We start from the raw sequence: 17,935 nt of genomic DNA on the forward strand, positions 1-17,935 counted from the left end.
GCCGCCATGCTGCGCCGGCTGCGCGCCGAACATCCCGGCGTCACCGAGATCGAGACGGACAACGCCGACGACAACGTCCACATGCTCGCCGTCAATCACCGCCTGGGCTTCCACACCTACCGGCGCACGCACGAGTTCCAGCTCGACGTGCCCACGCCCTGACCGCCGCTGATGCAGGCGAATCCAGAAATCAAAATCTACCGAAATGAGAGTTACCACATGCGTGTGTTGTTGATGGCGTACGGATCGCGCGGGGACATCGAGCCGATGGCGGGACTCGGATTGCAGCTGCGGGCGCTCGGCGCGGACGTACGGGTGTGCGCGCCACCGGACTTCGCGGACTTCCTCGACGGCGTCGGCCTGCCGCTGGTGCCCATCGGCTCGCCGGTGCGTGAGATCGTGAAGGGGGCGGTCACCGGCAAGACGCCGATGCCGGCGGCGGGACTGCCCGAGCGCGCGGCCGCGATGCTCGCCATGACGTACGAAGCGGTCGCCCCGGCAGCCGAGGGCTGTGACGTGATGGTGGCGACCGGCCTGCTCCCGGCCGCGGCCGGTGCGCGGCTGGCAGCCGAGAAGCTGGGCATCCCCTACAAGTTCGTGGCCTACTTCCCGACCTATCTGCCGTCGCCGCACCATGCCCCGTTCGAGCGGCCGGGCCGGCCGTTCCCGCCGGAAGTGACCGACAACCAGGCGCTGTGGGACCTGGACATCGAAAACATGAACGTCCTGTTCGGCGTGGGGCTCAACACCCACCGGGCGTCGATCGGCCTGCCCCCGGTGGACCACTTCCGCGACTACGTCCTCACCGACCGGCCGTGGCTGGCGGCGGACCCGGTCCTGAGCCCGTGGCTGGAGCCGGCGGACCTCGATGTGGTGCAGACCGGCGCGTGGATACGGCCGGACGAACGCCCGCTCCCGGCCGATCTGGAGGCGTTCCTGGATGCCGGCACGCCGCCGGTGTACGTGGGCTTCGGCAGCATTCCCGTGCCCGACGCGCAGGCCGTCGCCCAGGCCGCGATCGAAGCGGTCCGCGCGCAGGGTCGCCGCGTACTCGTCGGGCAAGGCTGGGCGGACCTGGCCCTGATCGACGACGGGGACGACTGCTTCGCCGTCGGCGAGGTCAACCAGCAGGCACTGTTCCGGCGGGTGGCCGCCGTCGTGCACCACGGAGGCGCGGGCACCACGACGACGGCCGCCCGGGCGGGCGTGCCGCAGGTGGTGGTACCCCAGATGGCGGACCAGCCGTACTGGGCCGGCCGGGTGGCCGAGCTGGGCATCGGTGCGGCGCACGACGGCCCGACCCCGACCTTCGAGTCCCTGTCCGCCGCGCTCGGGACGGCTCTGACCCCCGAGACGGAGGCACGGGCGAAGGCCGTCGCCGACACGATCCGCACCGATGGGGCGGCGGTGGCCGCGAAGCTGCTCCTCGACGCGGGGCACACCGCGCCGATGAGCCGCGAGCAGATCTCGGCGATCGCCCATGCCGGCCACCCGATCAAGTCTCCGCTCGCCGACGACTCGGTCGGCCGACTGCTCGAACACGGCCTCCCGCGGGGCGACGAGCGCGTGCTCGACCTCGGATGCGGCACGGCGGAATGGCTCCTGCGAGCCCTGGAGACGCGCCCGCACCTGTACGCCGAGGGCGTCGACGTCTCCGAAGTCTCCCTGAGCCAGGCCCGCCGGGCGGCGGGTGAACGCGGGGTCGGCGAGCGGCTGGTCCTCCACCGGCAGGAAGCCGCGGACTTCGTCTCCGCAGAGCCGTTCGACCTGGTGATCAGCGTCGGCGCCGCGCACGCCTTCGGCGGCCTTCTCCCCACCCTCGCTGCGGCCCGGGAACACCTGGCTCCCGGGGGCCGCGTGCTGATCGGTGAGTCGTTCTGGGACCGCGCCCCTTCACCTGAAGCCGTCGAGATGTTCGGTGAACTCGCCGACCTGGCGACCACGGTGGACCATGTCGTCGCCGACGGATGGACCCCTGTCCACGCCCATGCCAGCACCCGAAGTGAGCTGGACGCCTACGAGTGGGCCTGCTGGGGCTCGCTGGCCGCATGGGCCCTGGACCACCCTGACGATCCGGGCGCCGCGCAGGCACTGGAGACGGCCAACGCCGCGCGTTCGGAGTGGCTGCACGGCTACCGGGACAGCTTCGGCTTCCTCTGCCTGGTCCTGCGCCGAACCTCGGAAGGAAAGTGAGTACACCGATGCAACCGACGTTCGTACTGGTCCACGGAGCCTTCGCGAACTCCTTCTCCTTCGCGCCCCTTCAGGCCGAACTCGGCCTCCTCGGGCACCGATCGGTCGCCGTCGACCTGCCCGGCCATGGCTTCCGGGCGACCTTCACCCGCGCCTATCAGGCACCGCAGGACCCCGAGGGGCTCGCCACCGCGCCCGGCTCGATCAAAGGCGTCACGCTGGCCGACAACGTCGCGCACCTGATCGGGATCCTCGAACGGGCCAAGCGGAACGGTCCCGTGATCCTCGTCGCCCACAGCCGGGGCGGCATCACGGTCACGGCCGCGGCCAACGCACGCCCGGATCTGATCGACCGCATCGTCTACGTCTCGGCCTGGTGTCCGGTCCGGCTCGACATCGGTGACTACTACGCCGAGCCGGAGATGGCCGGGGTCGACCCCGCTGCCTTCGCTTCGGCACTGGCCGGGAATCCCGCCGAGCTCGGGCTGCTCCGCGTCAACTTCCGCACGGCGAACCCCGAGTCGCTCGCCGCGTTCAAGGAGGCCTTCTTCGCCGACGGCACCGACGAGCAGTTCCTGACCTTCCTGAACACCTTCCAGCCGGACGAGAACCTGGACGTCGGCGGCTCCGCCGACCGGGCGCAGGCCGCCACCTGGGGCCGCATCCCGAAGGCCTACATCCGCCTGGCCGACGACGCGAGCCTGCCCCTCGCCCTACAGGACCGGCTGATCCGCGAGGGCGACGAGCTGACACCGGACAACCCCTACGACGTCCGCACCCTGGACGGCAGCCACCTGAAGTGGCTGGCCGACCCGGCACCGGCGGCGCGCGTCCTGGGTGAACTCGCCGCGCTCCCGGCCCCGTCCGCCCAGGCGTGATCGGAACGGGGTGATCGGTTCGGCGGACCCTTGACCCGGTTCGCCGAGGAGCCCGCCCCGCCCCCGGTGAACGGGGACGGGGACGGGCGGCCGTCGGGCGGCGTTCGGGGGTCACCCGGCTGCCACCCGGCGGTCAGCGGACCGGCAGGGCCCCCGCGACCGAGGCCGGCACCGGTGCGAGACCGGCCGGCCGGGTGGTGAAGGTGCCCCGCCCCTGCGTCCGGCCGCGCAGCCGGGACGCATAGCCGAACAGCTCGGCCAGCGGCACGGCCGCCGTGATCACGGCGGTCCCGGCCTCGGCCGTGGAACCGCAGACCCGGCCGCGGCGGGCCGCGAGATCACCCAGAACACCCCCGACACCGTCCTCCGGAACCGTCACCGTGACCTCGGCGAGCGGTTCCAGGAGCTCCATCGTGCTCAGGCGCAGGGCTTCGCGCAGCCCGAACCGGCCCGCCGCGCGGAACGCCATCTCCGAGGAGTCCTTGGAGTGGGTCGCCCCGTCGGTGAGCGTGACCCGGAGCCCCGTCACCGGGAACCCCCCGAGGGGGCCCTCGGCGAGTGCGTCCCGGCAGCCGGCCTCCACGGCGCGCGCGTACTCCTGCGGTACGCGTCCGCCGACGACCGCCGACCGGAACTCGAAGCAGGGCTCCTCCAGCGGCTCGACGTCGAGGACGACGTGCGCGAACTGGCCCGCACCACCGTCCTGTTTGACGTGCCGGTGGACGAGGCCGCTGACTCCGCGCACGACGGTCTCCCGGTAGGAGACCTGCGGCCGGCCGACGACGACCTCCACCCCGTGACCGCTGCGGATCTTCTCCACCGCGACCTCCAGGTGCAGCTCGCCCATGCCCGACAGCACGGTCTGGCCGCTCTCCGCGTCGGACCGCACCACCAGCGACGGGTCCTCCTCGGCGAGCCGGGCCAGCGCCGCCGAGAGCCGGCCCGTATCGCTGTTGCGGCGGGCCTCGACCGCGACCGACACCACAGGCTCGGCCACCGAAGGCGGTTCGAGGACCAGCGGGGCGCCCGGCGCGCACAACGTCGTGCCCGCCCGGGCGGCCTTCAGCCCGATCACCGCGACGATGTCACCGGCCACCGCCTCCTCCCGCTCCTCGTGCCGGTCGGCCTGGACCCGCAGGATCCGGCCGACCCGCTCCGTACGGCCCGTGGCCGCGTCCAGCACCGTCGCGCCCTTGCGCAGGGTGCCCGCGTAGACGCGCAGGTAGGTGAGCCGACCGGTTGCTGTCGCCGTCACCTTGAAGGCGAGCGCGGTGAACGGCTCCGCCGGGTCGGGAGCGCGCTCCTGCTCCACGCCGTCCTCCACCAGCCCCCGTACCGGAGGCATGTCGGAGGGCGACGGCAGGTACGCGAGGACGGCGTCCAGCAGCGGCTCGATCCCGCGGTTGCGGTACGCCGATCCGCACAGCACCACGACACCGTCCCCGCGCAGCGTCAGCTCCCGCAGGGCGCGGACCAGGGTGCCCTCCGTCAGGCCCGAGGCCGAGCAGAACTCCTCCAGGGCGTCGGCGTGCAGCTCCGCCACCGTCTCCTCCAGGAGCCGGCGTCGCCGGACCGCCTCCTCCCGCAGCGGCTCGGGGACCGGGCCCACCTGGTAGCCGTCAGAGCCGGACCGCCAGTGCAGCGAGCGCATCGCCAGCAGGTCGACGACGCCGGAGAACGAGCCCTCCGCTCCGATGGGCAGCTGTACCACCAGCGGAACGACGCCCAGGCGCTCGCGGATCGACGCGACCGCCGTGTCGAGGTCGGCGCCCGCCCGGTCCAGCTTGTTGACGAACGCGATCCGCGGCACACCGTGCCGGTCGGCCTGCCGCCACACCGTCTCGCTCTGCGGTTCGACCCCGGCGACGGCGTCGAACACCGCGACCGCCCCGTCCAGCACCCGCAGGGAACGCTCGACCTCGTCGGAGAAGTCGACGTGGCCCGGGGTGTCGATCAGGTTGACGCGATGACCGCCCCACGCGCAGCTCACGGCCGCGGCGAAGATGGTGATGCCGCGATCGCGTTCCTGGGGGTCGTAGTCGGTGACGGTGGTGCCGTGATGGACCTCGCCGCGCTGGTGGATGGCACCGGTCGCGAAGAGGATCCGTTCGGTGATGGTGGTCTTGCCGGCGTCGACGTGGGCGAGGATGCCCAGGTTGCGGACGGCGGTGGGGGAAGTCGTGGTGCGGGGCTGCCTGTTGGCGCGCATGGCCCGAGGCCTTTCGAGTGTGCTGAGGAAGAGGGCGGCGCGATTCCCCGAAGTCGCCCCGGTCCGTCCGGGCAGCCGCGGCACGGAGCGGCGCCGCCGGCCCGTCCGGAAGGAGTCCGGGCAGGAGGACGTACGGGCCCACGGGCATACGGGTGTACGGAAGGCAGGAGGGGACGGAACCCTAGAAGTGGGTCACGGGCATACGGTGACGGCCGCGCAGCCGGCACCGCCCGCTGCGAGACACCGGGATCACGTCGTACCGGGTCGGGGGAGCGAAGGCGGCGGTGCGGTACGTGCACATGGCGCGGCTCCCCTTCTCTTCACTCGGCATCAGGCGCGCGGTGCCCTGTCGGCAGCGCGTACGGCGAGTCTAGTGATCGCGTTCTGCCGGGGCACCGGGTTTTCCTGCGCCTGCCACGGGCGGGCGGGAGCAGCGATGTCGGACGGGACATGTACTGTGAGTGACGTACTGCTACTGAAAGTGATCGCTCGGTTGCGTCCGTGGGAGTCGTCGTGTCCATGCTGCTGATCAGAGGGTCGTTCCGGGTGAACGGCGGAGCCAAGCCGGACGGGGACACCATCCCCTTCATCCCGGACGACGTGGCGGACTGGAAACTCGTGCCGGGGTGCACCGGGGTCCTGCCCAAGGCGGACGGCCGTGCCTCGGTACGGCTGGAGGGCATCGACGCGCTGGAGACCCACTACACCAACGGCAGTTACGGGCCGGAGCGGCGCCAGCCGCTCAAGTTCGCGCGCGAGGCCGCCGATGCCCTGCTGACCTGGCTCAACTTCACCAGCATCCAGTGGCACGACGACGGGACGGTCACCACCACCCCCGACAGAGTGCCCGGCTACATCCTCACCAGCGGCACGGACATGTTCGGCCGCTGCGTGGCCCTGGTCGGCCGGGGCACCCCGCCCGCGTACAGCGGCTATCAGATCGACGTCGACAAGAAGAAGCTGGAGCGGACCGCCAATCACCACCTGCTCTCGCTCGGCCTGGTCTACCCGACCTTCTACGAGGGCCTTGCTGTTGACCTGCGGGACGCTCTCAAGGCCGTCGCCCTGGAGGCGAAGGAGAGCACGCCGCCGAAGGGGCTGTGGGCGAAGGACGTGACCGTCGAGGGGGCGGAGATCGACGGCATCGCCTCGATCACGAACGACGACACCGGCGTGGTGATCCTCCCCAAGTTGTTCCGCCGGCTGAAGGACTACTTCGACTTCGACCCCGAGAACTGCTCGCTGGCCTGTTTTCCCGCCTTCCTGGCCGCGGGCGAGGACAAGTTCCGCATCTTGCCCGGTGACGAGGTCCTCACCGGTCTGCATCGGGTGGTCGAGATCACGGACGATCAGATCCTGCGGATGACCCACCCCAGCGAGGACATCCTCTTCGTGAACGGGTGAAGGGGGACACCCCGGACGGACCGGCCGCCCCGGCCGCCCCGGTCGCCCCCGGCCCCGTCAGGGCCGGGGCGTCGTGGGCAGGCGCAGTACCAGCCGCGCGCCGGCGGCTCCGCCCGCGCCGCCCTCGGCCGTGAGCGTTCCGCCGTGGTGGGTGCTCAGATCGCGGGCGATGGCGAGCCCCAGTCCGGCTCCGCCGTGGTCGCGGCTGCGCGAGTCGTCGAGGCGCGTGAAGCGCTCGAAGATCCGCTCCCGGTCGGCCGCCGGGATGCCGGGGCCGTCGTCGGCGACCTCCAGCACGGCGGTGCCGGGCCGCGCGCCGTGCGCCGTGCGCAGGGTGACGTCGACGCGCCCGTCCGCGTAGCGCTGCGCGTTGTCGACGAGGTTGGTCACGATACGGCCGAGCCACAGCGCGCCGGCGGTGACCTCGACATCGGGTTCCAGCCGCAGCCGTACAGGGACACGGTCGCCCAGCCGGCCCTCCACCACCTCGCGCACCAAGGCGGTCAGGTCCAGCGGGGCGGCGGCCACCGGCTGGGCCGCGTCGATCCGGGCGAGCAGCAGCAGGTCGGCCGTCAGGTGCTGGAGCCGTTCGATGTCCTCCAGGGCCCCGGAGATCAGCTCGGGCCACAGCTCCGGGTCCTGGACGGCCAGCGCCACCTCCAGCTGGGTGCGCAGGACGGTGATGGGACTGCGCAGTTCGTGGGAGGCGTCGGCGATGAACTGCTGCTGGCGGATCCCGGAGGCCTCCAGCCGGTCGAGGGTGGCGTTCATGGTCTCGGCCAGCCGGGCGACCTCGTCGTGGGTGGCGGGCACCGGCACCCGGCGGTGCAGGCCGCGGTCGGAGATCTCGGCGACCTCGGCCCGGATCTCCTCCACCGGGCGCAGCGCATGGCCGGTGACCCGCCAGGTCACCAGCGCGACGGTGGCCAGCAGCAGGGGCATGCCGATGACGAGAGCGGCGGTGGTCGTGTCGTCGGCCGCGTCCGCGTCCCGCAGGGAGGCGCCGGCGTAGACGGTGGCCATGCCGTCCGGGGTCTCCGTGACGACCTGGACGACCCGTTGCCGGTACTCACCGTCCAGCGGGCGGACCCGCCACGTGTGGAACCGGGTTCCCGGAGCGCCCGGACCGGGCGGCGGGAAGGCGGGCACCCCGGCCAGGTTCGGGCTGGCGAACAGGACGCGTCCGTCGGCGCCCACCACCTGGACGAAGTCGATGCCGCGCGCCGGCGGCCGTACGCGGCCCAGCTTCCCGGCGGCGGCGAGCTGCGCCACCGTCTCGGCCTGGCGCCGGGCGTCGTTCTCCGCGTTGCGGAGCAGGTTCGCCTCCAGCAGCCCGAGCAGGGCGAACGAGGCGAGCGCCAGGGCCACGGCGACCACCGCACTGGCGCCCACGGTCGCCCGCGCCCGTACCGTGGTCGGCCACAGCCGCCGCAGCACCGGCCACCGGCGCAGGATCGCGCCCGGGGCCGCGCGCAGGGCCGCGCGCACGCGCTCGCCCGGGCCGGGACGCCCGGCCCCGGCCTCAGCCACCGTCGGCCGCCAGCCGGTATCCCGCGCCGCGCACGGTCTCCACCGCGGCGCGGCCGAACGGCGCGTCTATCTTGCGGCGGAGGGCGCTGACGTGGACCTCGACCACATTGGGATCGCCGTCGAAGGCGCTGTCCCACACCTGTTCCAGGATGTCCCGCTTGGGCACCACCTCGCCGGAGCGCCGGGCCAGGTACTCCAGGACCGCGAACTCGCGCGCCGTCAGCCGGATCTCCGTGCCGCCGCGCGAGCAGGAGTGCCGGGCGGGGTCGAGCAGCAGGTCGCCGAACCGCATCACCTGGGGCCGCCGACGGCCCGTACGCCGGCCGAGCGCCCGCAGCCGGGCGACCAGGACGAGGTAGGAGAACGGCTTGGACAGGAAGTCGTCGGCGCCGGTGTCGAGCGCCTCCGCCTCGTCGTACTCGCCGTCCTTCGCCGTGAGCATCAGGATCCCCGACTCGTTGCCGGCCGCGCGCAGCTTCGCGCACACCCGGTACCCGTTCAGCCCGGGCAGCATGATGTCCAGCACGATGAGGTCGTAGTCGTGCTCGGTGGCCATCCACAGGCCCTGGGTCCCGTCGTGGGCCACATCCACCGAGAACCCCTCCGACTGCAGCCCTCGCTGCAGGGCCACGGCGAGCCGCCGTTCGTCCTCCACCACCAGTACGCGCATGCCGGACAGGATCTCAGGCCCGCCCCACCGTTGGCTGAAGAGGTCTTCAGGTGGCTTCAGCGGGGCTTCAGCTTCCGCTCAGCATGCTCTGGAACGAGCCGCGCACCGCGCCCGGTTGTCCTGAGGAGTGCCTGTATGTCTGATTCTGTCCCGCCGTCCGAGCAGGCCGAGAACGCCGCCGCGACCGCCCCGGTGACCGCCCCCGAGGCCGAGGCCCGCAAGTCCGCGGCCCTGGGCCGCCTCGTCCCCCGTGGCAAGCGCGCCCGCTGGGTGGCGGCGGGCGCGGTCGCGGTGGTGGTCGTCGGCGGAGTGACGGCGGTGGCCGTGGCCGAACACCATGACCACCACATGCGCGCCGACCGGGGCCCGCGCATCGCCTGGGCCGGACCGGGACCCGAGGCCGGCCTCCGGGGCGGCCCGCACGCCGCCGGACCGCGGCACGAGGGCGAGCAGGGCAAGCCCGGCCGGCCGGCGGCCCCCAAGGCGCCCGGGGAGCAGGGCCGCCCCGGAGGCGCCGGCGGGGGCGGGGGCTTCGACAAGAGCGCCCCGGCGCCCGCGCCCATCCCCTCCCTGGCCATCGGCGAGGCGGCCGAGAAGGCCGCCGCGGCCGTGCCGGGCGGGAAGGTCGCGGGGCTGCGCGCGGTCGCCCAGGAGGGCGGCGGCAGCGCCTGGCTGGCCGTGGTCATCGGGTCCGACGGCGTCCGGCACGCGGTCACCGTGTCCGGCACGGACGGCACGATCACCAGCAACACCACCAAGGACCACTAGGGACCGCCGGGGGCCATGAGGGGCCAAGGCCTACGGGGTCATGGCCCGGCCCCCGATACCGGGGGCCCCGCCGAGCTGGCCCCGCCACCAGGCTTCCATCGCCTTGCCGTCCATGCCCGCCCAGGCCGGGGTCCGCTCGACCTGGGCGCTGCCCAGCCGGCGGGCCAGAGCGACCAGCTCCCGTCCGGCGGCGCCGCGGGTCTCCTCGTAGCCGTGCAGCAGTTCCTCGAAGGACCCGCAGCGGCGCCAGCCGTCGGCGAGGGCGGTGGCGTCCTGGAGCGCCTTGGCGGCGCCGCTCGTGTTGTGCGGGCGTACGACGCTCGCCGCGTCCCCCGCGAGCAGCAGCCGACCGGCGGCGGTCCGCGAGGTCTCCATGTCGTAGATCGGCTGGACGAAGGTGTCCGCCGGGTCGGTCAGCGCCAGCGCCCTCGCCCAGTACGGCGGGAACTCGCGATCGAGCAGCGCCGCCAGATGCCCCGCCAGTGCCGGGGTGAGGCCGCCCGGCGGGAAGCTCGTCGGATCGCCCTGGCGCAGCTGCCCGTCCTGCGGCGGAGAGCCGTAGAGCACCCAGTTCACCCGCGGTCCGTCCGGCCCCGGAATCCGGTAGATGACGCAGGAACCGCCCGGGAAGCAGACCGTGGTCCCCGCCTCCGGCACCGAGTCCGCGACGCTGCCCAGGCCCGCGAGCAGCGCCGCGTCGAAGTTGCCCCGCCAGCACACGTAACCGGCGTACTGCGGCCGGGAGTCCGGGCACAGCGCCGTGCGCACCACCGACCGGTACCCGTCGGCACCGACCACCAGGTCGTACCGCTCGACGGACCCGCCCGCGAGCCGCACCTCGACGCCCGCGTCCCCGGTCTCCTCGACCCCCGCCACCGCCTCACCCTGCCGGTAGACCACCCCGTCCGGCACGGACTCCCGAAGTCCCTGCCAGAGCAGGCCCCAGTGGTAGGAGTGGAAGGGGAAGGGCTGCTCCCAGATCACCCGGCCGCCCGACCCATGGGCATCGTCGCGGACCACCCAGCGGCGCCGCTCCAGCGGGTGCGCGGCGATTCCCCCGGGCAGCGCGCCGCTCGCGCCGAGCTCGGCGGCCCGCTCGTTGTGGATGCACAGGCCGACGCCCCGGTCCTGCAGCCGCCCGCGCGTCCGCTCCAGCACCACCACCTCACCGGCGCCCGCCCGCGCCGCCGCCGTGGCGACGGCGCACCCCGCGATGCTCCCGCCGACCACCGCGATCGTTCCGTCCCGCATAACCGCCTCCGCCTCCTGTCGATGCACACCACCAGTCGTGCCCCTCACGGGGCTGGTCACTCCACCGGGGACCGCGTCGCCGGGGGAGTGGGCCGCACGGAACCCTGGAGGGCCAGTGCGGTGAGTACGACCAGCGAGTCCGTCCAGCCCAGGGGCGCCACGGCGGATGGCAGCCCGGCCCCGTTCACCGTTTCGGGGAGTTCGCCCAGCCCGTTGCGCTTGGACAGCACCCAGTCGAGCACCCCGCCGGCCTTCGCCGGCTCACCGGTACCGGCCCAGGCGAGGGCGAAGAAGGAGGTGCTGGCCGTCCACGCGTACGAACCCCAGCTGAAGGAGGGGTCGTTGCCGGGCGAGACCCCGCCGTTCGGCAGCAGCAGCGCCCGGTAGGTGGAGTCCAGCGCCTCGCCGAGACCGGCCGGAGCGGCGTTGAACGGGGGCGCCATGAACGCCACCGCGCTGTCCCGGCCGTGCTTGCCGTCCACCGTCCGCTGGTACCCCAGCGGGGCGAAGGAGGTGGCGATCGCGGCGGACAGCCGCCGGGCCGCCTCCCCCCAGCGCTCCGCGTCCGGGCCCATGCCCAGCCGAGCGGCCAGGTCGGCCGCGGAGTTGAGCCCGGCCAGCAGGGGAGCGGCGGTACCGATGTTGGCCGTCTCCGTGTCCAGCTCCCAGTAGTCCGGGGACGGCGGAGGCAGGCCGTCCGGCCCCAGGGAGCGGGCGGCGTGGTCGGCCGCCTTGCGCACCATCGGGTAGAGCTCGCGCAGCCGCTCGTCCCGCCCGCCGGGCGGCGCCGCCCGGTACCACTGCCATGTGGCCCAGGGCACCCAGCCGTTGGCGTCCAGCTGCCACTTCCGCGCGTCGGGCGGCCCGCTGCCGTCCAGCAGCGTACGGGCCTCCCAGGTCCCGTCGGCCCGCTGGGTGAGCGCGTCGTGGCCCAGGATCCGGTACGCCTCCTCGTCGTGCCCGGTGGCGGCGAAGGCGACCGCCGCGAACGCCCCGTCGCGGGGCCAGGAGTACTCCCACGGCGGCGCCCACGCCGCCGCGAACGCGCCGTTCGGCTTCAGCAGGGCCCGCATCGACAGCAGGGCGCGCTGCGACGCGGCCCGCTGCGCGGCGGTGGTCCCCGCCGCCGTGCCCGCCGCCAGCCACGCGCGGCTCTCCTCGACCTGCGCCAGGGCACCCGGGTCGTCCGCCTCGACCACCGCCGACGCCGAGGCCCCGTCGGGCAGGTACCGCCAGCGGCCCGACGGCAGGCGCAGCACGTTGCTCCCGTCGACGTAGGAGGCGCCCACGGCGAAGGAGGGCAGGACGGCCTCGGTGGCGACCCGGTTGGTCAACAGGCCCGACGTACGGGCGGCGAGCGCCGAAGCCGGTACGTAGCAGGGCTCGGTCTCCCCGCAGCGCTCGCTGCCGGTGGGATTGACGTGGAAGGCGAGCCGGGAGCTGGAGGCGTGCCAGCCGCCCCAGTACGCCTTGTCGTAGTTCCAGCTGGTCAGCGAGCCGGGCGCCGACCGGGTGGTGCCGTGCCAGGCGATCGGCCCGCCCTCCGTGGTGCTCGCCTGGAGGAACAGGTGGTACGTGGCGCCGGCGGTGACGGTGGCGCTCAGCGGGAACTCGACCCAGCCGGCGCCGGCGCCGCCGAGCGCCGCGAGGTCCAGGGTCGTCGAGGCGATCACCGAGTCCGCGTCCGCGCGGACCCGGCGGACCTGCGCGGTCACGGTGCCCGTCGCCGCCCCGCTGCCCAGCCAGACACTCACCCGGGAGAGCTGGGTGCCGTCCACCGTGAACTCCTGGGCCGCCGCGTTGTTCGTGGCCTTCACGCTGAACAGCGCGCTCTCGTGGCCGGCCTGGCCCTCGTAGCGCGCGGCGGCCGCGGCGTGCGGGAAAGCGGCGGGCACACCGGTGAGTGCCACGCAGAGCACGGCGGGCAGCAAGGTCCTCGCGAACGCCATGGGTACAGCCCCTTCCTCCTCGACGGGCGCGCGGGACCCAGGGGCCGGGGCGCCGGAAGCTGGACCCACCATGCAGGTACGGGGCACCGAGGAGGGGGGAGTCGGGACGTGTCCCACCGGATGGGGCCGCGACGGCATCCGATCGTGTGACAGGAACAGCAGAAGAGACCCGTTCGGGCGCGTGTCGGCGGAGGCGGCGCATGGCAGGCACGCCGGGGCGCGCACGGGCGGACCGGGGCGTGCGAAGAAGCGGATGCGCTTCCTCCGGAAGATTTCCAGGGACGGGCTTGCACGATCGGGCGCGCTTTCCGATGGGGTGGTGAATGGGAGCACCTGGTGCTCCACGGCTGCCGGTTCGGGGGCAGGCATGCCGGTTGCTCATGATCCACTTGAAAGGTTCCGCGCCGACGTGAATGTTGCCGAGACGGTCGCCCTCGCGCTGTTAGTCACCACTTCCCGCTATCTCGTGATCGATGTGTTCAGGGCGCCCATGCGCCTGCCGGGCGCGGGGGTGCGGACGGGAACCGGCGGACCAGCCGCCGGCCACCGCCGTGCCGCTCCCCGCGCCCGCCACCATGAGGTCCCCGCCGCCCCGGTGCGCGGTGACGAACAGCTGTGGGGGAGCGTATGAGTGAAGGCGATTTCGATCCATCGGGGGACCAGGCGGTCTCCAGCGAACTGGCCGGCGTACTGCCGGTGGACTTCACCGCTTTCCATTCCCAACAGCACCGCGCCTATCTGCGCTACGCCCACCTGCAGCTGGGAAACCCCAAGGACGCCGAGGAAGTCGTCGACGACGTGTTCACCTTCCTGCTGAAGGTGTGGCGCCAGGCCCTGAAGGAGGCGAGCCTCCACGGCTTCGCGTGGGCGGTACTGCGCGAGCACGTCGAACGCCGGCTGGCGGCCCTGGGCCGGCAGGTGGCGATGGTGGAGACGGCGTGGTTCGCAGCGCTGCGCCGCTCCTCCAGAGAGCGGCTGGAACTGCTGGAGTCGAAGCTCGGGCTGTATGCGGCGATCGCGGGCCTGTCCGAGCGGCAGTACGACGTGGTGCTGCTGGCCTTCCTCCTGGGCAACGACTCCGACACGGTCGCCCGGATGATGGGGATCACCCCCGCGACGGTCCGCTCGCACATCCGCGGCGCACGCCGAACCCTGTCCCGCAAGCTCGGGGTCGACTGGACCCCCGGAGAGGAGAAGGACTAGTGAGCGACATGCCCCGCCACCGCGACATGCCGCTGTGCGAACTGGACGCGGCCCTTGCGGACGCGACGGTACTCGCGGAGGAGTACGCCGGATACGACGAGGGCGCCGCCCGCCGTCGGATCGCTCGCCGGATCGTGGCCGACCGCGCCCGCTCGGCGACCGGCACCACCGGCCCCCCCGGCTCCGCGACCCCGCTGCCGCGGGGGCAGGCCACGTCAGCATCCGCATCCGCGTCCACAGTCTCAGCAGCCGCCGACGACCTCGTCCTGGACGCCGCCTGCCATGTGCGCGCCGCCCGGGGTCTGGACGACCTCACCTGGTGCCTCGTGGAGAGCCGGGCCTTCGCCGAACTCGCCCTCGACGCCGACTCCTGGCCCCATGGCGTGGACTCGGCCCTGCTGTTCGGCTGCCTGCTCCATCTGGCCGACCGGATGGAGGACGCGCAGTTCTGGTTCCAGTACGCGGCCGGGGCGGGCTCGCAGACCGCCGCCCACTGCCTCTACCTCCTGCACCTCGCCCGGGCCGAGGTCGCGACCGCCCGCCACTGGGGGCGCCAGGCCCGGACCCTGCCCCCGGAAGAGCACCTCCCGCCCCTGCCGCAGCTCCCGGAACACCTCGAAGAGGCCCTCGGAGCCTCGGTCATCTGGACCACCCCGCCCATCACCACCCAGGACCTCACCGCCCTCGTCACCGGACCCGGAGGGGCCGGCCGGTCCCCGTGCCGGCTCCCCGCACGACTGCGCCAGGCGCTCAAGGCCCGCCCCCGCAAGGAGCACCCGGACCTCGGGGAGGTCGTCACCCCCGGCCCGCAGGTGGCGGTCGCCGTCGCGCAGAACGCCCGGCTCACCCCCCTGCACCTGACGCACCAGGCGAACGCCTGGGCCCTCGAAGCACTGAAACAGCCCCAGCTGACCCACGCCGCCCGGAAGACCCCCGAAGGACGCCCCGCCCCCGCCGCACTGGAATCCGCCCATCAGGCACTACGGGTCCTGGAAGTGATCAACCGCTACTCGGGCGGCGTGAACCTGACCCAGATCGCCCGGGAGACAGCACTGCCGCAACTGGTCCTCGCCCGGGCCATGGAGCAGCTGATCCGCGCGAACCTGGCCACCCCGACCGGACCGGACGCGTACATCGCCGGCAACGCCCTCCTGCTGGCCGAATCGGCGAACGGGGACGGACGCGGGCACCTGCACGAGACCCTCGCCTGGGTGCGGGACGCCGTCGGCGCCGCCGTCTACGTCGCCCGCTACACCGACGGCGAGGTCTCCATCACCCAGTACGCCGACGGACCGGGCGCACCCGTGGTCGAGGAGTGGGTCGACTTCCGCGTCGCCGCCCACGCCTCCGCCGTGGGCAAGGCGCTGCTGACCCAACTCGACTACGACGACCGGAAGGATCACCTGGCCCGCCATCGGCTCACCCGGTTCACGCCCCACACCCTCACCAGCCAGCAGGACCTCTTCCATCAGCTCGACGCCCGCCCGCCGAACGCCCCCCTCCTCGACCTGCAGGAGTACGCGATCGGCACGGTGTGCGCGGCGGTGCCGATCACCGCGGGCCCGAAGGCGGAATGCGTGGCCCTGTCCATCCCCGTCCCCGACCCCGGCCGGCTGAAGCAGGCCGCCCGACTCCTGCAGAGCGAGGCGGCCGCGGTCTTACTCGCCCTGATCGTCGCCGGCAGCACCCCGCCCACGGCACGCCGGCCGGAGGACACCCTCCTGTCGCCGACCGCCTAGAGCGGCCACGGGGGAGCACGGGCCCGCCGCACCCGGAGTGCGGCGGGCCCGTCCGCCGCCCCCGTCCCCGCCTCCGGGCACGCCGCCGCGTGAGATGCGGGCCCGCGCCCCGCGTGGGATAACGGCACCATGCCAGAGTCTCCGGCCGCCACGGCCGCGGAAATCAAGATCAGCTTCGCCGGGGCCGACGCGAAGGCCGCCTTCGACGCCCTCGAGCTCGACCGCGACGAGGGGAGCCGCCGCGCGATCCATTTCTGGGACAGACCGCAGTGGGCGGCCGACGGCACGGTCACTCTGCCCCTGCTGCGTCAGGGCGTCATCCTGCGCCGGCGCCGGGACGACGAGGGGCCCGCATCCGAGCGGGAGACCGACCTGACCGTCAAACTGCGTCCCTGCCCGGCGCTGCCGGCGCCCTGGCGGGAGGACCGGGAGGGCGACGGCTGGGACTTCAAGATCGAGCAGGACCGGACCGGCCCGGAGTTCGCGCCGATGGTGTCGGCCTCGCTGGAGGCCGAGGTCGGCCCACCCGAGCTGCTGCTCATCGAGCAGCAGCGGGAACTCCTGCGCGTGGCCGAGGTGACCGAGGCCGATCTCGCCGACCTGACGGCGCTGGGCCCCGTACACGCCGTGAAGTGGAAAGAGGAGTGGGACGAGCTGCCCGGCAAGGTGGCGATCGAGGAATGGCGCACCGACAACGGCCTGCGCTTCCTGGAGGTCTCGGTGCGCTCGGACATCGCCGACGCCGCCGAGGTCCAGACGCAGCTCGAACAGGCCCTGCGGGACCGCGACATCACCCCGCCGCCGTTCGGCGAGCGCAAGACCGAGGCCGTCATGACCGCCCTCGCCCGCGACGCACACCTCTGACTACCGGGCCGCCGCGGGTCACCCTGCGGCGGCGGCGATGAGGCCGGGCAGGTCGCGCATGTCGTGGAAGACGACGGTGCCGGCGCCCTCGAGCCGTTCGGCCGGGGTCAGTCCCCCCGCGTAGCCGAAGGCCCGCATGCCGGCGGCCCGGGCGGCCTCGACACCGGGGCGGCTGTCCTCGACCACCGCGCACGCCGCCGGGTCGACGCCCATCCGCTGCGCCGCGTACAGGAACAGGTCGGGGGCCGGCTTGCCGCGGCGGACCTCGGTGGCGCTGTAGATGCGGCCCTCGAAGTGCGCGTAGAGGCCGGTGTGGCCGAGGGTGTGGCGCATCTTCTCGTGCGAGCCGCTGGAGGCGACACAGGTCGGCAGGGTGATCGCGCCGAGTGCCTCGGGCAGTCCCTCGACGGCGGACAACCCGGCGTCCACCGCCTCACGGTGGCGCTCCTCGAACAGCCGGTGCCAGAGGCCGGCCGCCTCGTCGCCGACCCGGGCCGCGATGTCCACGTGGATGGAGGCGGTGGAGCGCCCGACGAACCGCTCCATGACCTCTGCCTCGGTCAGCGGCCAGCCCAGCTCCGCTCCCAGCGCGACCTGGAGGGGCAGTGCGATGCGTTCGCTGTCGACGAGTACCCCGTCGCAGTCGAATATCACCAGTTCAATCGGCTTGATCATTCCCGCAGCATAGAGGCCCGCCCCCCGTGCGTCAGGGGGTGACGACGGCGAAGTCCGGGTCGGGGACGGGTCGCGTCTCGCTGACCGCGTGTCCGAGGAAGCCCTCGGGCGCCAGGACCGGGACCCGGCCCGCGTCCGCCTCGGCCTGGGTGGTGACGCCCTTGACGCCCCCGAATGGTCGGCGTGGCTGTGGGTGTAGAGGACGCCCGTGACCGGACGGTCCCCGCGGTGGGCGCGGTACAGGGCGAAGCCGGCGCGGTCGGCGTAGGCGGCACCGCCGCGCGCCGCGCGGTGAGCGGCGCCGATCGATCCGGAGGCGTCGTGTCCGGGGCCGTTCTCCATCGGGTGGGCCTCCTCGGGCGGTACCTGACCGGCGCCGACCGGACCGGGCGGAGGGCCCACGCCGGGGCGCCGCCGCTCCGTCCCGGCCTCCGCCCGGCCGCATTCCGCACGCCCGGCGCGGTCCGCCGTCCGGGTGAGCGGGGAGCGCAGGGCCGCCGTGCCGCTCACCCCACCCCGGGCGGCTGCACCGAAACGTGTGCCGTTCGCTTGACCACAAGGCTCTACCTCTCGGTAACTTGATGTCGTGCAGGAGAGGGCTG

13 protein-coding genes and 2 pseudogenes are annotated in these 17,935 nt (G+C 73.5%); 8 read left to right on the forward strand and 7 right to left on the reverse strand.

Annotated features, from left to right (window positions below; genetic code table 11):
- Nucleotides 1-219: 219 nt before the first annotated feature.
- The 3 genes and pseudogenes from ACZ573_RS18670 to ACZ573_RS18680 form a co-directional block, all read left to right on the forward strand.
- Nucleotides 220-1,431, forward strand: a pseudogene (locus tag ACZ573_RS18670) (glycosyltransferase); the annotation flags it as partial.
- Nucleotides 1,432-1,449: 18 nt separating this feature from the next.
- The gene (locus ACZ573_RS18675; RefSeq protein ID WP_471305731.1) at nt 1,450-2,193 is read left to right on the forward strand and encodes an SAM-dependent methyltransferase; all 744 of its coding nucleotides are present in this window, start codon (nt 1,450-1,452) and stop codon (nt 2,191-2,193) included.
- 8 nt (nt 2,194-2,201) lie between these two features.
- The gene (locus tag ACZ573_RS18680) at nt 2,202-3,071 is read left to right on the forward strand and encodes an alpha/beta fold hydrolase (RefSeq protein WP_471305154.1); all 870 of its coding nucleotides are present in this window, start codon (nt 2,202-2,204) and stop codon (nt 3,069-3,071) included.
- A 133-nt stretch (nt 3,072-3,204) separates the two neighbouring features.
- Here ACZ573_RS18680 and fusA read toward each other — a convergent pair whose 3' ends face one another.
- Nucleotides 3,205-5,280 (reverse strand): elongation factor G, encoded by a 2,076-nt coding sequence (gene fusA, locus ACZ573_RS18685; RefSeq protein WP_471305157.1) that lies wholly within the window; start codon nt 5,278-5,280, stop codon nt 3,205-3,207.
- Between the two features lie 519 nt (nt 5,281-5,799).
- On the opposite strand from fusA, the gene ACZ573_RS18690 reads away from it, so the two are divergent.
- Nucleotides 5,800-6,684 (forward strand): nuclease, encoded by an 885-nt coding sequence (locus tag ACZ573_RS18690; protein WP_471305734.1) that lies wholly within the window; start codon nt 5,800-5,802, stop codon nt 6,682-6,684.
- Nucleotides 6,685-6,741: 57 nt separating this feature from the next.
- Here the strand turns inward: ACZ573_RS18690 and ACZ573_RS18695 are convergent, their stop codons facing one another.
- Together ACZ573_RS18695 and ACZ573_RS18700 are read right to left on the reverse strand one after the other, a co-directional pair.
- Complete coding sequence (locus tag ACZ573_RS18695; protein WP_471305737.1) at nt 6,742-8,118, reverse strand: sensor histidine kinase; 1,377 nt, start codon at nt 8,116-8,118, stop codon at nt 6,742-6,744.
- A gap of 88 nt (nt 8,119-8,206) precedes the next feature.
- On the reverse strand, nt 8,207-8,884 hold the full coding sequence (locus ACZ573_RS18700) for a response regulator transcription factor (RefSeq protein WP_033225201.1): 678 nt from the start codon (nt 8,882-8,884) through the stop codon (nt 8,207-8,209).
- Nucleotides 8,885-9,019: 135 nt separating this feature from the next.
- Here ACZ573_RS18700 and ACZ573_RS18705 point away from each other — a divergent pair, with 135 nt between their 5' ends.
- Nucleotides 9,020-9,652: a hypothetical protein gene (locus tag ACZ573_RS18705; RefSeq protein WP_471305161.1), complete on the forward strand. Its 633-nt coding sequence runs from the start codon at nt 9,020-9,022 to the stop codon at nt 9,650-9,652.
- 30 nt (nt 9,653-9,682) lie between these two features.
- Here ACZ573_RS18705 and ACZ573_RS18710 read toward each other — a convergent pair whose 3' ends face one another.
- Nucleotides 9,683-10,903: an FAD-dependent monooxygenase gene (locus ACZ573_RS18710; RefSeq protein WP_471305164.1), complete on the reverse strand. Its 1,221-nt coding sequence runs from the start codon at nt 10,901-10,903 to the stop codon at nt 9,683-9,685.
- A gap of 56 nt (nt 10,904-10,959) precedes the next feature.
- Nucleotides 10,960-12,852 carry a glycoside hydrolase family 15 protein gene (locus tag ACZ573_RS18715; protein ID WP_471305166.1) on the reverse strand — a complete coding sequence of 631 codons (1,893 nt, stop codon included), beginning with the start codon at nt 12,850-12,852 and terminating at the stop codon, nt 10,960-10,962.
- 627 nt (nt 12,853-13,479) lie between these two features.
- On the opposite strand from ACZ573_RS18715, the gene ACZ573_RS18720 reads away from it, so the two are divergent.
- The 3 genes from ACZ573_RS18720 (at nt 13,480) to ACZ573_RS18730 (ending at nt 16,658) form a co-directional block, all read left to right on the forward strand.
- Nucleotides 13,480-14,055, forward strand: a complete 576-nt coding sequence (locus ACZ573_RS18720) for an RNA polymerase sigma factor (RefSeq protein ID WP_471305167.1) — start codon at nt 13,480-13,482, stop codon at nt 14,053-14,055.
- A gap of 908 nt (nt 14,056-14,963) precedes the next feature.
- Nucleotides 14,964-15,794, forward strand: a complete 831-nt coding sequence (locus ACZ573_RS18725) for an IclR family transcriptional regulator domain-containing protein (RefSeq protein ID WP_471305741.1) — start codon at nt 14,964-14,966, stop codon at nt 15,792-15,794.
- 129 nt (nt 15,795-15,923) lie between these two features.
- The gene (locus ACZ573_RS18730; protein ID WP_471305170.1) at nt 15,924-16,658 is read left to right on the forward strand and encodes a hypothetical protein; all 735 of its coding nucleotides are present in this window, start codon (nt 15,924-15,926) and stop codon (nt 16,656-16,658) included.
- A gap of 18 nt (nt 16,659-16,676) precedes the next feature.
- On the opposite strand, the gene ACZ573_RS18735 is transcribed toward ACZ573_RS18730, so the two are convergent.
- Together ACZ573_RS18735 and ACZ573_RS18740 are read right to left on the reverse strand one after the other, a co-directional pair.
- Nucleotides 16,677-17,333 carry an HAD family hydrolase gene (locus ACZ573_RS18735; RefSeq protein ID WP_471305744.1) on the reverse strand — a complete coding sequence of 219 codons (657 nt, stop codon included), beginning with the start codon at nt 17,331-17,333 and terminating at the stop codon, nt 16,677-16,679.
- 201 nt (nt 17,334-17,534) lie between these two features.
- Nucleotides 17,535-17,675 (reverse strand): annotated as a pseudogene (locus ACZ573_RS18740) (hypothetical protein); the annotation flags it as partial.
- Between the last annotated feature and the right edge of the window lie 260 nt (nt 17,676-17,935).

It is taken from the genome of Streptomyces sp. NPDC040545 (genome assembly GCF_055595065.1).

Excerpts from the sequence above, each read along its gene's own strand:
- ACZ573_RS18675 (WP_471305731.1), top strand. The coding sequence starts at position 1,450 with ATGAGCCGCGAGCAGATCTCGGCGATCGCCCATGCCGGCCACCCGATC.
- ACZ573_RS18735 (WP_471305744.1), bottom strand. The coding sequence starts at position 17,333 with ATGATCAAGCCGATTGAACTGGTGATATTCGACTGCGACGGGGTACTC.
- ACZ573_RS18720 (WP_471305167.1), top strand. The coding sequence starts at position 13,480 with ATGAGTGAAGGCGATTTCGATCCATCGGGGGACCAGGCGGTCTCCAGC.
- ACZ573_RS18715 (WP_471305166.1), bottom strand. The coding sequence starts at position 12,852 with ATGGCGTTCGCGAGGACCTTGCTGCCCGCCGTGCTCTGCGTGGCACTC.
- fusA (WP_471305157.1), bottom strand. The coding sequence starts at position 5,280 with ATGCGCGCCAACAGGCAGCCCCGCACCACGACTTCCCCCACCGCCGTC.
- ACZ573_RS18690 (WP_471305734.1), top strand. The coding sequence starts at position 5,800 with ATGCTGCTGATCAGAGGGTCGTTCCGGGTGAACGGCGGAGCCAAGCCG.
- ACZ573_RS18710 (WP_471305164.1), bottom strand. The coding sequence starts at position 10,903 with ATGCGGGACGGAACGATCGCGGTGGTCGGCGGGAGCATCGCGGGGTGC.
- ACZ573_RS18730 (WP_471305170.1), top strand. The coding sequence starts at position 15,924 with ATGCCAGAGTCTCCGGCCGCCACGGCCGCGGAAATCAAGATCAGCTTC.
- ACZ573_RS18705 (WP_471305161.1), top strand. The coding sequence starts at position 9,020 with ATGTCTGATTCTGTCCCGCCGTCCGAGCAGGCCGAGAACGCCGCCGCG.
- ACZ573_RS18680 (WP_471305154.1), top strand. The coding sequence starts at position 2,202 with ATGCAACCGACGTTCGTACTGGTCCACGGAGCCTTCGCGAACTCCTTC.
- ACZ573_RS18700 (WP_033225201.1), bottom strand. The coding sequence starts at position 8,884 with ATGCGCGTACTGGTGGTGGAGGACGAACGGCGGCTCGCCGTGGCCCTG.